Annotated in this window: 9 protein-coding genes and 1 other RNA gene; 1 reads left to right on the top strand and 9 read right to left on the bottom strand. The window is 67.0% G+C overall.

Features of this window, described 5'->3' with window-relative positions:
• The 6 genes from purB to VA613_RS02925 all read right to left on the bottom strand — a co-directional run bounded on the left by purB (position 1) and on the right by VA613_RS02925 (position 5,422).
• Positions 1 to 1,371: an adenylosuccinate lyase gene (gene purB / locus VA613_RS02950; RefSeq protein ID WP_324780369.1), complete on the bottom strand. Its 1,371-nt coding sequence runs from the start codon at positions 1,369 to 1,371 to the stop codon at positions 1 to 3.
• Between the two features lie 53 nt (positions 1,372 to 1,424).
• Positions 1,425 to 2,018, bottom strand: a complete 594-nt coding sequence (gene recR / locus VA613_RS02945) for a recombination mediator RecR (protein WP_324780368.1) — start codon at positions 2,016 to 2,018, stop codon at positions 1,425 to 1,427.
• 18 nt (positions 2,019 to 2,036) lie between these two features.
• Complete coding sequence (locus VA613_RS02940; protein WP_324781213.1) at positions 2,037 to 2,360, bottom strand: YbaB/EbfC family nucleoid-associated protein; 324 nt, start codon at positions 2,358 to 2,360, stop codon at positions 2,037 to 2,039.
• Positions 2,360 to 4,081, bottom strand: a complete 1,722-nt coding sequence (gene dnaX / locus VA613_RS02935; RefSeq protein WP_324780367.1) for a DNA polymerase III subunit gamma/tau — start codon at positions 4,079 to 4,081, stop codon at positions 2,360 to 2,362. Before dnaX ends, VA613_RS02940 begins: the two co-directional genes overlap by 1 nt.
• A gap of 140 nt (positions 4,082 to 4,221) precedes the next feature.
• Positions 4,222 to 4,319, bottom strand: an RNA gene (gene ffs / locus VA613_RS02930) — signal recognition particle sRNA small type.
• Positions 4,320 to 4,345: 26 nt separating this feature from the next.
• The gene (locus VA613_RS02925; RefSeq protein WP_324780366.1) at positions 4,346 to 5,422 is read right to left on the bottom strand and encodes a 3-deoxy-7-phosphoheptulonate synthase; all 1,077 of its coding nucleotides are present in this window, start codon (positions 5,420 to 5,422) and stop codon (positions 4,346 to 4,348) included.
• A 256-nt stretch (positions 5,423 to 5,678) separates the two neighbouring features.
• Here VA613_RS02925 and VA613_RS02920 point away from each other — a divergent pair, with 256 nt between their 5' ends.
• The gene (locus VA613_RS02920; protein ID WP_324781212.1) at positions 5,679 to 9,437 is read left to right on the top strand and encodes a DUF1631 family protein; all 3,759 of its coding nucleotides are present in this window, start codon (positions 5,679 to 5,681) and stop codon (positions 9,435 to 9,437) included.
• A 488-nt stretch (positions 9,438 to 9,925) separates the two neighbouring features.
• Here VA613_RS02920 and VA613_RS02915 read toward each other — a convergent pair whose 3' ends face one another.
• The 3 genes from VA613_RS02915 to VA613_RS02905 are packed head-to-tail and all read right to left on the bottom strand — an operon-like array spanning position 9,926 to position 13,226.
• The gene (locus VA613_RS02915; protein ID WP_324780365.1) at positions 9,926 to 10,753 is read right to left on the bottom strand and encodes a hypothetical protein; all 828 of its coding nucleotides are present in this window, start codon (positions 10,751 to 10,753) and stop codon (positions 9,926 to 9,928) included.
• A gap of 49 nt (positions 10,754 to 10,802) precedes the next feature.
• Positions 10,803 to 12,275 carry a metalloprotease TldD gene (gene tldD, locus VA613_RS02910; RefSeq protein ID WP_324780364.1) on the bottom strand — a complete coding sequence of 491 codons (1,473 nt, stop codon included), beginning with the start codon at positions 12,273 to 12,275 and terminating at the stop codon, positions 10,803 to 10,805.
• A 9-nt stretch (positions 12,276 to 12,284) separates the two neighbouring features.
• A complete protein-coding gene (locus tag VA613_RS02905; protein WP_324780363.1) occupies positions 12,285 to 13,226 on the bottom strand; it encodes a carbon-nitrogen hydrolase family protein in 942 nt (313 codons plus the stop codon).
• Positions 13,227 to 13,240 lie beyond the last annotated feature (14 nt).

Raw genomic sequence — 13,240 nt, 5'->3', positions numbered from 1 at the left:
TCAGATCTGGCGCGCCAGTTCCGCCGCGATGCCGGTGTAGGACGCCGGCGTCATCGCCTTCAGGCGCGTCTTCTCGGCGTCGGGGATCGCCAGGCCGTCGATGAAGCCGTGCAGGGTGTCGCGGTTGATGCCACCCTTGCCGCGCGTGAGTTCCTTCAGCTGTTCGTAGGGATTCGCCACGCCGTAGCGACGCATCACGGTCTGGATCGGCTCGGCGAGCACCTCCCAGTTGGCGTCGAGGTCGGCGGCAAGCGCAACCGGATTGGCCTCGAGCTTGCCAAGACCGCGCAGGCAGGATTCGTAGGCCAGAAGGCTGTAACCGAAGCCAACGCCCATGTTGCGCAGCACGGTCGAGTCGGTGAGGTCGCGCTGCCAGCGCGAGATCGGGAGCTTCTCGGCCAGATGGCGCAGCACCGCGTTGGCGAGGCCGAGGTTGCCTTCGCTGTTCTCGAAGTCGATCGGGTTGACCTTGTGCGGCATCGTCGACGAGCCGACCTCGCCCGCCTTCACCTTCTGCTTGAAGTAGCCGACCGAGATGTAGCCCCAGATATCGCGGTTGAGGTCGATCAGGATCGTGTTGGTGCGCGCGATCGCGTCGTACAGTTCGGCCATGGCGTCGTGCGGCTCGATCTGGATCGTGTACGGGTTGAAGGTGAGGCCGAGCTCCATCACGAAGCTGCGCGCAAACGCTTCCCAGTCGAGCTCCGGATAGGCCGACAGGTGCGCGTTGTAGTTGCCGACCGCACCGTTGATCTTGCCCAGCAGTTCGACCGCGCCGATCGCATCCCACGTGCGGCGCAGGCGGTAGACGACATTGGCGATCTCCTTGCCGACCGTGGTCGGCGAGGCGGGCTGACCGTGCGTACGCGACAGCATCGGCAGGTCGGCGAATTCGTGCGCGAGGTCGGTCAGGCGCGCGATCAGCTTCTCCAGCGCGGGCAGCAGCACACCGTCGCGCGCGCCCTTCAGCATCAGCGCATGCGACAGGTTATTGATGTCTTCCGAGGTGCAGGCGAAGTGGAAGAACTCGGAGACCGCGGCGATCTCGGCGTTCGATTTCGTCTTCTCCTTAAGGAAATATTCGACCGCCTTGACATCGTGGTTGGTCGTCGCCTCGATCGCCTTGACGCGCTCGGCGTCGGCTACCGAGAAGCGATCGGCGATGCCGTCGAGCAGCGCGATGGCGTCGCTCGAGAACGCCGGCACTTCGGCGATCGCCGGCTCCGCCGCGAGCGCCTTCAGCCATTCGATCTCGACGATGACGCGATTCTTGATCAGCGCATACTCGCTGAAGAACTCGCGCAAGGCAGCGGTCTTTCCGCCATAGCGGCCGTCGAGGGGGGACAGGGCAGTCAATGCGGTCAATTCCATCGTGTCTTCCGATTCAGTTGTCTGTTCGTCAATTGCGCGTCTCGCGCACCTCGCTACACGGTTCGCCGATCGCGGACAGCCTGCGCCAGCGTGCCGCTGTCGACGTATTCGAGCTCGCCGCCGACCGGCACCCCGCGCGCCAGGCGGCTCACCTTGAGCCCACGCGCCTTCAGCAGTTCGCCGATCGTGTGCGCGGTCGCCTCGCCTTCCGGCGTGAAGTTGGTCGCCAGGATCACCTCCTCGACGACGCCATCGAGCGCACGCGCGATCAGGCGGTCGAGATGGATCTCGCGCGGCCCGATGCCGTCGAGCGGAGACAGCCGCCCCATCAGCACGAAGTAGAGGCCGCCGTAGCTCTGCGTGGCCTCCATCATGTTGAAGTCGGCGGGCATCTCGACCACCGCCAGGAGCCGCTTGTCGCGCTTGGGACTCGCGCACACCTCGCACACCTCCGCCTCCGAGAAGTTGTTGCAGAGGCGGCAGTGATGCAGGTGCGTCAGCGCATGGTGGAGCGCGCCCGCCAACTGCTCCGCGCCGCGCCGGTCACGCTGCAGCAGATGGTAGGCCATGCGCGCGGCCGACTTCGGGCCGACCCCCGGCAGCACGCGCAGGGCGCTGATCAGGCTTTCCAGCGCAGCCGGCTGCATGTCGCTGCCTCGACCCGGTCAGAACGGCAGCTTCATCCCCGGCGGGATCGGCAGGCCGGCGGTGACGCCGGCCATCTTCTCCTGCACCGTGGATTCCACCTTGCGCACGGCGTCGTTCATCGCCGCGGCAACCAGATCCTCGAGCATTTCCTTGTCGTCGGACATCAGGCTCGGGTCGATGGTGACGCGACGCACGTCGTACTTGCAGGTCATCACGACCTTGACCATGCCGGCGCCACTCTGCCCCTCGATCTCCAGTTCGGCCAGCTTGGCCTGCATCTTGGCCATGTTCTCCTGCACCTGCTGGACCTGCTTCATCATGTTGCCGATGCCGCCCTTGATCATGTCGATTCTCCTAATGGCTGTATGGACGTCGCGTCGATCTGGCCGCCAAACTGGTCGACCAGCTCACGCACGAAAGGATCCGCCTCGATCGCCGCCACGGCCTCGGCCTGACGCGCCGCCTTGACGCGCGTGCGCACCTGCTGGGGCGTCTGCTCCGCCGCCTGCCCCACCTCGAACGTAACCTGAAGCGCCGCGCCATACCTGTCGCGCAGGGCCCCGACGAGCCGGTCCTGGTAGGCGCGATCGAGCAAGTGCCGGTGTGCCTCGCCGACGCGCAGCGTCACCGTGCCCCCCGCCTGCGACACGAGTTCGCAATGGTCGGCGAGCATCTTCGCCATGCCGCCGAGGCGCAGCCCTGACACCACGGCCAGCCAGTCCCAGTCGCCATCCGGCGCCGGCTCGCTCGCGAGTCGGGCAGGCACCTGCGGCGCATCGTAGCGGGCCTCGGCCGGTGCCGCGGGCGTCGCGACTGCCGCCGGCGGCGCCGTGCCGGGGTCGACGGTCGACGGCGCCACAGTCGCGGCGGCGGCCGGGCTCGCGACCGTGGGCGGCGGCACGCCTGGCGCGGCCGGCGTGGCGCGGGCCGGCGTCGGCCGCACCGCTTCCGCGCCATCCGGCGCGAACGCCAGCATGCGCAGCAGCGTCATCGCGAAGCCGGAGAACTCGTCCGGCGCATAGGGCAGATCGCGGCGGCCGTTCAGCGCGATCTGGTAGAAGAGCTGAACCGTCTCGGGGTCGAGCCGCGCGGCGGCGGCGTGCATGCGCTCGGCATCGAGTCCCGCTTCCTGTGCGCCCGGCGCATGCAGCAACAGCGCAAGCTGGGTGAGCAGGTTGCCGAGATCCTGCAGCGCCGCGTCGAATGCGATGCCGCGTTCCGCGAGCGCGCGCGCCTGCGCGAGCAGCGCGTCGCCGTCGCGCGCCGCCAGCGCGTCGAGCAGGTCGAACAGGTAGTCACGCCGCACCGCGCCGAGCATGGCCTCGACGCCGGCGGCCTCGACGCGCCCGCCGCCGTAGGCGATCGCCTGGTCGGTGAGCGACAGCGCGTCGCGCATGCTGCCGGCGGCGGCGCGCGCCAGCAGGTTCAGCGCCGCCGGCTCGGCGTCGACATGCTCCTGCGCGAGCACCTCGCCCAGATGCTGCGCCACCAGCGCGGGGGGCATCGGCTTGAGGTTGAACTGCAGGCAGCGCGAGAGCACCGTCACCGGAATCTTCTGCGGATCGGTGGTGGCAAGGATGAACTTGACGTGCGCGGGCGGCTCTTCCAGCGTCTTCAGCATGGAATTGAACGCCGGCTTCGACAGCATGTGCACTTCGTCGATGATGTAGACCTTGTAGCGGCCCACGGTCGGCGCGTACTGCGCGTTGTCGAGCACCTCGCGCATGTTGTCGACGCCGGTGTTCGACGCCGCGTCGAGCTCGAGCAGGTCGACGAAACGGCCGGCGTCGATCTGGGTGCAGGCCGAGCAGGTGCCGCACGGCGTCGCGGTGACGCCGGTCTCGCAGTTGAGGCACTTGGCCAGGATGCGCGCCAGCGTGGTCTTGCCGACGCCGCGCGTGCCGGTGAGCAGATAGGCGTGGTGGAGCCGGCCCTGGGTGAGTGCGTTGGAGAGCGCCTGCACCACATGCTCCTGCCCCTTGAGGTCGGCGAACGCGCGCGGCCGCCACTTGCGCGCCAGCGCAACGGTGGGGGTAGCGGAATCGCCGAAGAGGTCAGTCATGGGTGATGTCGTTGGCTATGGCCATTCCTGGCTGCATTCGGACGGAGGCAAGGCGGAGCGCCGCAGACAGTACAGATCAGTACGGCAAGGCGCGACAACGCCCGATCTGATCCAACACAGCCCGTCCGAATGCAGCCAGGAATGGCGAGCCAGAACCCCGGCACTGGCGTCGGTCGCTGGGGCTGCTTCCTTCCGGACCTGACCCGATTCACGACTTAGCCATGCGGGGAGGCCCGCCGCGAGCATTTTACTCCGGAAGCGCGCTTATTCCTCATCCGCCGGCGCGGTAAGGCGGCGTTTTTTCACCGCGTCGGCCAGCAGCCTGAGGAGCGGCACGGTGTCGTCCCAGCCGATGCAGGCGTCGGTGATCGACTTGGCATATTCCAGCGGCTGCCCGGCCACCATATCCTGGCGCCCCGGGTTGATGTGACTTTCGATCATGGCGCCGATGATGCGGGTGTCGCCGCCCGCCACCTGCGCGGCGACGTCAGCGCCGACGTCGAGCTGGCGCTGGTACTGCTTGCTCGAGTTCGCGTGCGAGAAGTCGATCATCAGCTGCTGGCGCAAGCCCGCCGCGGCCAGCTCGCCGCACGCGAGATTCACGCTCGCGGCATCGTAGTTGGGCGCCTTGCCGCCGCGCAGGATGACGTGGGTGTCCTCGTTGCCCGAGGTGCTGAACACGCCGACGTGGCCCGACTTGGTGATCGAGATGAAGTGGTGGCGCGCGGCCGCGGCCTTGATCGCGTCGACCGCGATCCTCAGGCTGCCGTCGGTGCCGTTCTTGAACCCCACCGGGCACGACAGGCCGGAGGCCAGCTGGCGATGCGACTGCGATTCCGTCGTGCGTGCGCCGATCGCGCCCCAGCTCACCAGGTCGGCGATGTACTGCGGCGAGATCAGGTCGAGGAACTCGGTCGCGCACGGCAGGCCGATCTCGTTGGTCTCCAACAATAATTTACGCGCGAGCCGCAGGCCCTCGTTGATGTCGAAGCTCTCGTCGAGGTGCGGGTCGTTGATCAGGCCCTTCCAGCCCACCGTCGTGCGCGGCTTCTCGAAGTACACGCGCATCACGACGATGAGATCGCGTGCCAGCTCGTCGGCCAGCGGCTTCAGCCGGCGCGCATAGTCGAGCGCGGCCGCCGGGTCGTGGATCGAGCACGGCCCGACGACGATGAACATGCGGTCGTCGGCACCGCGCAGGACATCGTGGATGGCGCTGCGCGCCTGCGCCACGTGCGCGTGCACCGCCTCGCTGGCGCGCAGTTCGCGCATGATCTGCATGGGGGCAAGCAGTTCGCCGCTCTGCTCGATGCGGGTGTCGTCGGTTCGGGTGGCGGTCATCTCAGACTCCGGTTGTTTGCGTTGGACTCCAGCGGCGGCTCATAACGAAAAAAACCGCCAGCATGCTGGCGGTTTCGTGAAGGGCATGCTGTTCGTCTCAGCGCCTCCCGACCGCCTGCGGCGTGGGATAAAAGCGGCTAAAAAAGAACTTTGCGGCACGAATCATGCATGGCAGTCTACCAAATTCGGGCAGGCCCCGCCAAGCGCACGGCGGGGATCGGCCAGACCAGAACAACCAGGGAGCTCAAGTGTGGAAATGACGGCTAATGCGACAGACGCCCAACACGCCGGACCGGACCTGCGCCGCGACAGGCGCTTCCAGGTCTCGCAGCCAGCCATCATCACCCAGCCGGGATACACCGAGATCGCCTGCGAGATCCGCGATTTCTGCCTGGGCGGCCTGTTCCTCAAGTTCACCAACCCGGAGGCGGCGATCACGGCGCTTGCCAGGCGCGACAACGCCGCAGTGGAGATCGTCTTCACCCCGGTTTCGATCAGCGCCGCCGAGACCTTCCGGGTGCCCGCCCAGCTCAAGCGACTGAGCCCGCTCGGGGTTGGCGTCGCGTTCACCCAGCAGCCGACCGAGGCACTCCGTGCGCTGCAGCGCCTGCGCATGGCCGGCCACCGGCAGAAGCTCGCGGCGCTGCCGGCGTCGACCGCGTACCCGCACCTGCGCGAGGCCAGCACGACCCTGCTCAGCGAATCCCTGCTGCAGGTGCACGACCAGGTGATGCGCCAACTCACGGAGCGGCTGAACGCCGCCGCCCTGCATGCTGCCGGCATCGCGGAGCACAGCGGACTGCTGAACGCCGTGCATGAGTTCGCCCATCACGCACCGGCGGTGCAGACCCGTTTCGTGCAGGCGGTGCTCGATGCGCTGAAGCAGGCACGGCCGGTGCAGACGCAGGCGACGCGCGACACGTCCGGCGATCTCGCGCTGGTGGACGAGCTCGACTTCGAGGACTGGCTCGCCACCTCGTCGGAAGCCAACAGGCTGGAGGAGCACTTCCGCGAGCAACTGGCCGACATCGAGCCGCGCATCGGCCAGCTGTTCGGCTTTGCCTGCGACCACAGCAACAACCCGTTCGGCCCCGCCGTCATCGGCCACGCCTACCGTGGCGCGCTGCAGGACGTGCCCGTGCTGGCGAAGGCGCGGCAGGTGGCCTACGCCACCCTGCGCGACGTGCTGGCCGAGCAGCTGGCGCCGCTCTATGCCGAATTGCTGGCCCTGCTGCCGGTGTCCGAGGCCGAAGCGGCGAAGTATCGGCCGGTGGTGACGCCCGAGCGCAGCACCCCCGGCAGTGTTCACCCCGCGGCCGTGGAAGCGACCGCCTCCGTGCCTCCCTCCGCCCCCCCGCAGGGCACCCTGAGCCGGCTCGCCGGTTCCCTGATGGATTTCTTCCGTGGCCAGCCGGCAAGCGGGCAGGCGTCCGCTTCCGTCGCCGCCGGCGAGGGCGGCCGTTCCCTCGCGCCCGGCGGCAGCGGCACGCCCGCCTGGGGGGGCGGCTTACCCGGTGAGGCCACGCCTGGCGCCGCCATGCCCGCCGGCGCGCCGGGCGGCATCCGCCCCGACGGGGGATACACGCCCGGCGTCGCCCACTCGCCGGTGCTGCAGCGCCTGGCCGCCGCCGGCGCACTGCCGCCGGCCGTCACGGTGGAAATGCAGCATTCGGTCGACATGTTCGGTGCACTGTTCGACACCATGCACGCGGAGAAGTCGATCAGCGACGGCATGCGGCCGTTCTTCCAGCAGCTCGAGGCGAGCCTCATCAAGCTCGCGATGGCCGACCCGGCCTTCCTCAGCTCGCCCGCCCACCCTGCGCACAAGGTCTTGAACACGCTCGACCGCATCAGCATGGTGGCGGGCGACGACGGCAAGATCGCCGACCAGCGCCTGCTGCGGCTGATGAACCGCTGGACCGACCGCATCAACGCCGAGGCCGACAGGAACCCGGGGGTGTTCGAGGAAGCGCGCACCCAGCTCGAGCGCGTGGTCAAGCCGCTGCTCAACGAGCGCGCCGCGCGCATCTTCCGCCTGCAGGAGATGTGCGAAGGCCGCCAGCGCGCCGAGGTCGCCAAGCAGCGCATTCTGCGCGAACTGCTGGCGCGGCTCGACGAGCGCCCGATCCCCAATGCGGTGATCGAGCTGTTGAACGGCGGCTGGCGCAACGTGCTGCTGATGGCCGAAATTCGCCACGGCAGCGACAGCGACGAGGCGCGCGAGGCCTGGCGCGTGCTCGAGCAGCTCTGCGTGTGGCTCGACCCCGAGCACGCCGGCGCGACCACCGCCGAAATCCAGACCCTGCTGCAGCGCATCGACCAGGCGCTCACCCACGTCTGCGCCGACAAGTTCGCGCAGGACCGCATCGTCGACCAGCTCGCCAGCGTGCTGTTCGACGAGGACAAGTCGCAGCACCCGCGCACCCCGGTCGCCGCCCGGCTGACCGATGCCGCCACCGAACCGTTGACCGAGACGCAGGACACCCTCGCCGAACGCCTGCGCGTCGGCGACTGGCTGCAATTCAAATCGTTCGACACGCCGCTCAATCTGATCTGGATCGGCGACCAGCCACCGGTCTACGTGTTCGCCAACTACCGCGGCATCAAGAAGCTCGACCTCAAGCGCACCGACCTGCTGCAGTCACTGGAGAGCGGCGACGCACACTGGGCCGAAGACCTCGAGCTGCCGCTGATGGATCGCTCCTACAGCGCGATGATCCAGAAGATGCAGCGCGACCTGGTCTGGCAGTCCTCGCACGACCCCGCCACCGGACTCGCCAACCGCAAGAGCTTCTTCCGCGCCATCCGCCGCGCCTGGCTGCGGAGCCAGGCCGCCGACGGCGGCTACGCCGTCGGCGTGGTCCAGCTCGACATCACGACGCCCGCCGGCGAAGCCGTCGGCGCCGAGATCCGCACGCCGATCCTGCGCGAGTACGCGCAGATCCTGCCCGCGCTGCTGCCGCCCGACGCCCTGCTCGCCCGTGCCGGCGAATCCGGCATCGCATTCTGGATCGAGGCGGCTGGCCAGGCGTCGGCGGAAGCCCAGGCCGACGCGCTGCTGCGCGCCATCGCCGGCCAGCCGCAGGAGATCAACGGCATCCGCTACCGCGTCGACGCGGCCGCAGGCCTCATGTGGACCCGCGACTGCCTCACGCCGGAGGCATACTACGACAACGCCAACGCCGCCTGCGCGGGCGCGCGCGAATCCGGCGCGCGGGTCGTCGTCTACGGCAGCGAGGCCGATGCCGGCGGCGTGCTGGCGCTGGCCGAATGGGCGCACCGGCTCACGGACATCCTCGCGCACAACCAGCTCAGCCTGAACTGCCAGCCCGTCGTCGCCGCAGCCGATGCCGCGCGCACGGCGCTCTACCACGAAGTGCTGCTGCATCCCGTGACCCAGGGCGAGGCCAGCATTGCAACCCGAGACCTGATCGCCGTCGCCGAACGCCTGCAACGCGTCACCGAGATCGACCGCTGGGTGGTGAAAAGCGTGCTGCACTGGATGCGCGCGCACCCCGAGCGCGTCGCCACGCTGGGCGGCTTCGCGATCAACCTCTCCGGCCAGTCGGTCACCAATCCGCTGTTCCTGAAACTGCTGCTTGCCGATCTCGCGCGCGGCGACCTCCCCGGCGACAAGCTCATCTTCGAGATCAGCGAGGCCGACGCCGTCGGGGGCCACGCCCAGACCCAGCTCTTCATGCGCCAGCTGCAGCGCCACGGCTGCCGTTTCACGCTCGACGAATTCGGCGCCGGCACCAGCTCCTACACGCGCCTGAAGAGCATGAAGCTCGACTACCTGAAGATCGACCGCGCGCTCGTGCGCGAACTCGGCACCAGCATGATCGACGAGGCGCTGGTGCGCTCGATCCTCGAGACCGGCAGCTTCCTCGGCATCAAGACCGTGGCGGGCTTCGTCGAGGACGGGGAGACGCTCGCCAAACTGACGGAGATGGGCGTGGATTGCGTGCAGGGGTACCTGATCGGGGAGCCGAGGCCGCTGGAGACGCTGGTCTGAGATGGCCCGTCATTGCGAGTGCAGCGAAGCAATCCAGTCTGCGCTCGCACTCCGCTGCAATCCAGGCAGCCCACTACCCTCCGCACCGTTCGCCCTGAGCTTGTCGAAGGGCCTGTTCGCTGTAGCCAATATGTTCGCAGGACCACCGCCCGTTGGCCGGGGGTAGCCCGGCAGCTAGTTCCTTTTCTTGTCCCGCCAAGAAAAGGAACCAAAAGAAGGCGACCCCGACAGCCCCGAATTCCCGAAAATCGAGCCTGCCGGATGGGCGGCGAAGAACTCGCCCCGCCTTGCTGTTTTTAATTGGTTTTTTTGAGGGCGGGGCTCAAACACCTTCGCCGCTGATCCGCCCGGCAGGCCCGGTTTTCGGCGGGGCTGCAAGGGGAGAAAAGTCAAAACCAGGACGGTAATGACTGGATGTTTTTGGGGCCTGTGTTGTGACACATATCCGACCCAATGTCTTTTTATTATTGCGCCCTACGCGGGCTTGATTATTTCAGACTGACGCCATGCTTCCGAGCAAGCGTGTCCAACGCGTCGATGGCCTGCATCGCATTGTCTCGATCTTTATCCAGCTCCACGAGCATCGTCTTTACCCTCGCCTCAGCAAGCGTTAGGCGATCTTGAATTTGCAGCAACTTCACTCTGTTATCAGCAATGGCACTCTTTGGCATCGCCAAGATGGACTCACTCTGCTCGATGTCGCTGTTAACGGAAATCAGCAGCGATCTGATTTCTTCACCATCCGAGGCGATCTGTTTCAGAGAGGCGACGATTTCTCCGTTCAATGCGTTCACCTGACGCGTTTGAAGACGAACTCCAGAAAACCTTGCTGCGACAGACCTGAATCCTTCTGAGACCTTGCCATATTTTCGATCAATCGTTTGTTTATCGAGCTTCCTGCCGCTGCTCTCAGTCGCTAACCCCATGAGCTCCATCAATCGTCCGTGTTCATCATCGTAGGCGTTTGCCAGCAGTTGCAGATCCTTCCGGATTTCCTTATCAACCACGAAATTATCAGCCAACTCCTCTGGGCTGAAGGGCGGATCAACATAGGGTCTCGGAGGATTGGTCCATGTATCGGGCACCTTGAAAAACAATGCCTCCAGGAAGTTCTGATCTCGCTTTACGCAACGCCATGACTTAGCGCTTGCCAAGAAGTCGTCGCGCGTCAACTTAGACTTATCAATTTCCTGCGGCACTCCATAGCGCGCCCCACAGACTGAAACCTTTTCAGCCAAGGTATATGTCGTGTACAAACTCGCGCCTTGATATACGGCGAAAGCTATTACGCCGTAGATAACGAGCTTCTTTATCATCTCAGCGGGCAACTGGCCGGCGGAATATGCTTTGCGAGCCGTCTCTGGGTCAAGCCGTCCCGCCCACCGTCAACCCGTCGATCCTCAGCGTCGGCTGCCCCACGCCCACCGGCACGCTCTGCCCCTCCTTGCCGCAGGTGCCGACACCGGAATCCATCTCCATGTCGTTGCCGATCATGGAGACGCGCGTGAGCGCGTCGGGGCCGTTACCGATGAGCGTCGCGCCTTTCACCGGGTAGGTGATCTTGCCGTCTTCGATCATGTAGGCCTCGGCGGCGGAGAAGACGAACTTGCCGCTGGTGATGTCGACCTGGCCGCCGCCGAAGTTGACGGCGTAGAGGCCGTTCTTCACCGAGGCGATGATCTCGTGCGGGGGCTTGTCGCCGCCGAGCATGAGGGTGTTCGTCATGCGCGGCATGGTCAGGTGCGCGTAGGACTCGCGGCGGGCGTTGCCGGTGGGTTTCATGCCCATCAGGCGCGCGTTCATCATGTCCTGCATGTAGCCGGTGAGGATGCCGTCCTCGATCAGCACGGTGCGCTGGGTGGGGTTGCCTTCGTCGTCGACGTTGAGCGAGCCGCGGCGCAGCGGGATGGTGCCGTCGTCGATCACGGTGACGCCGGGCGCGGCGACGCGTTCGCCGATGCGGCCGGAGAAGGCCGAGCTGCCCTTGCGGTTGAAGTCGCCCTCGAGGCCGTGGCCGATCGCTTCGTGCAGCAGGATGCCGGGCCAGCCGGAGCCGAGGACGACGGTCATGGTGCCGGCGGGCGCGGGGCGTGCGTCGAGGTTGACGAGGGCCTGGTGCACGGCCTGGCGCGCGTACTTCTCGAGGATGTCGTCGGTGAAGTAGCCGTAGTCGAAGCGGCCGCCGCCGCCGCCCGAGCCCTGCTCGCGGCGGCCGTTCTGCTCGGCGATGACCTGCAGCGACAGGCGCACCAGCGGACGCACGTCGGCCGCCAGATGCCCGTCGGAGCGCGCGACGAAGATGACTTCATATTCGGAAGCGAGGCTCGCCATCACCTGGATAACGCGCGGATCCATCGCGCGCGCCTTCTTCTCCAGGCGCTCGAGCAGCGCGACCTTGGCGGGGTCGTCGAGGCTCGCGAGCGGATCGACGCCGTTGTACAGCAGGCGGCCTTCGCCGCGCGTCGCGATGGCCGCCTGGCGCTGCTGGCCGGCGCGGGCGATCGCGCGGGTGGCGTCGGCGGCGGCGCCGAGCGCGTCGAGGCTGATGTCGTCGGAATACGCGAACGCGGTCTTCTCGCCCGAGATCGCGCGCACGCCGACGCCCTGGTCGATGTTGAAGCTGCCCGACTTGACCTGGCCCTCCTCGAGGCTCCAGCCTTCGGAACGCGAATACTGGAAATACAGGTCGGCGTAGTCGACGTCATGGGTCAGCAGGCGGCTGAATACCGGCGCAAGCTTGTCGGCGTCGAGCCCGTTCGGCGTCAGCAGCGTCGACTCGGCCGAGCGGAACAGCTGCTCGGCGGTCTGGATGGGGACGAAGGCGTCGGTGGGATTCATGGGCATTCCTTACTTGGCTTCGCGCTTCGCCGCGGTGCGGCGCTCGAGCACGTCGACCGCGATCTGCTGGCAGGGGATGAAGCGGTGCTGCAGCGCGGGCAGGCTCTTCCTGAGGCTCGCCTGGTAGGCCGGGTTGATGTTGGCGATGACGACGCCGGAACCGCGCGGCAGGCGGTCGAGCACCACCCCCCAAGGGTCGACGATCATGCTGTCGCCGTGGGTCTCGCGGCCCGACAGGTGGTAGCCGCCCTGCGCCGGCGCGACGACGTAGGCGAGGTTCTCGATCGCGCGTGCGCGGATCAGCGTCTCGAAGTGCGCGCGCCCGGTGGTCGCGGTGAACGCCGACGGTACCACGATGATGTCGACGTCGGGCATCGCGCGGTAGAGCTCGGGGAAGCGCAGGTCGTAGCAGATCGACAGGCCGATGCGGCCGAACGGGCTGTTGACGACGACCACTTTGTCGCCCGGCTCGATCAGGCTGGATTCCTGGTAGCGCTCGTTGCCGAGGTCGAGGCCGAACAGGTGGATCTTGTCGTAGCGCGCCACCTGCTTGCCGCGTTCGTCGTACACCAGGCAGCTGTTGCGCACCTTGTTGGCGACGTCCGCCTGCAGCGGGACCGAGCCGCCTATCAGCCAGATCTTGTGCTTCTTCGCGATGCGCGACAGGAAGCTCTGGATCGGTCCGTCGCCCTCGGCCTCGCGCGCCTTCACCACGTCGGCGTCCTTCATGCCCATGATGCAGAAGAATTCCGGCAGCACCACGAGACGCGCGCCGCCTTCGACGGCCAGTTCGATCAGGCGCTCGGTCTCCGCCAGGTTCGCGGACACGTTCGGTCCGGAGGCCATCTGGATCGCCGCCACCCGCACGGTGCCCGCCTGCGGTGCCGGTTTCTTCACTTGCGCGCCCTTGGAGCGTGCCACGGTGGTCTTAGCGGGTTTCTTCGTCGTCATCTACAAGTTCCACG

This window comes from Thiobacillus sp. SCUT-2 (assembly GCF_035621355.1).
Classification (GTDB): Bacteria; Pseudomonadota; Gammaproteobacteria; order Burkholderiales; family Thiobacillaceae; genus Thiobacillus; species Thiobacillus sedimenti.
The sequence above is the reverse complement of the archived record's forward strand: the minus strand, read 5'-3'. Positions and strand labels throughout refer to the sequence as shown.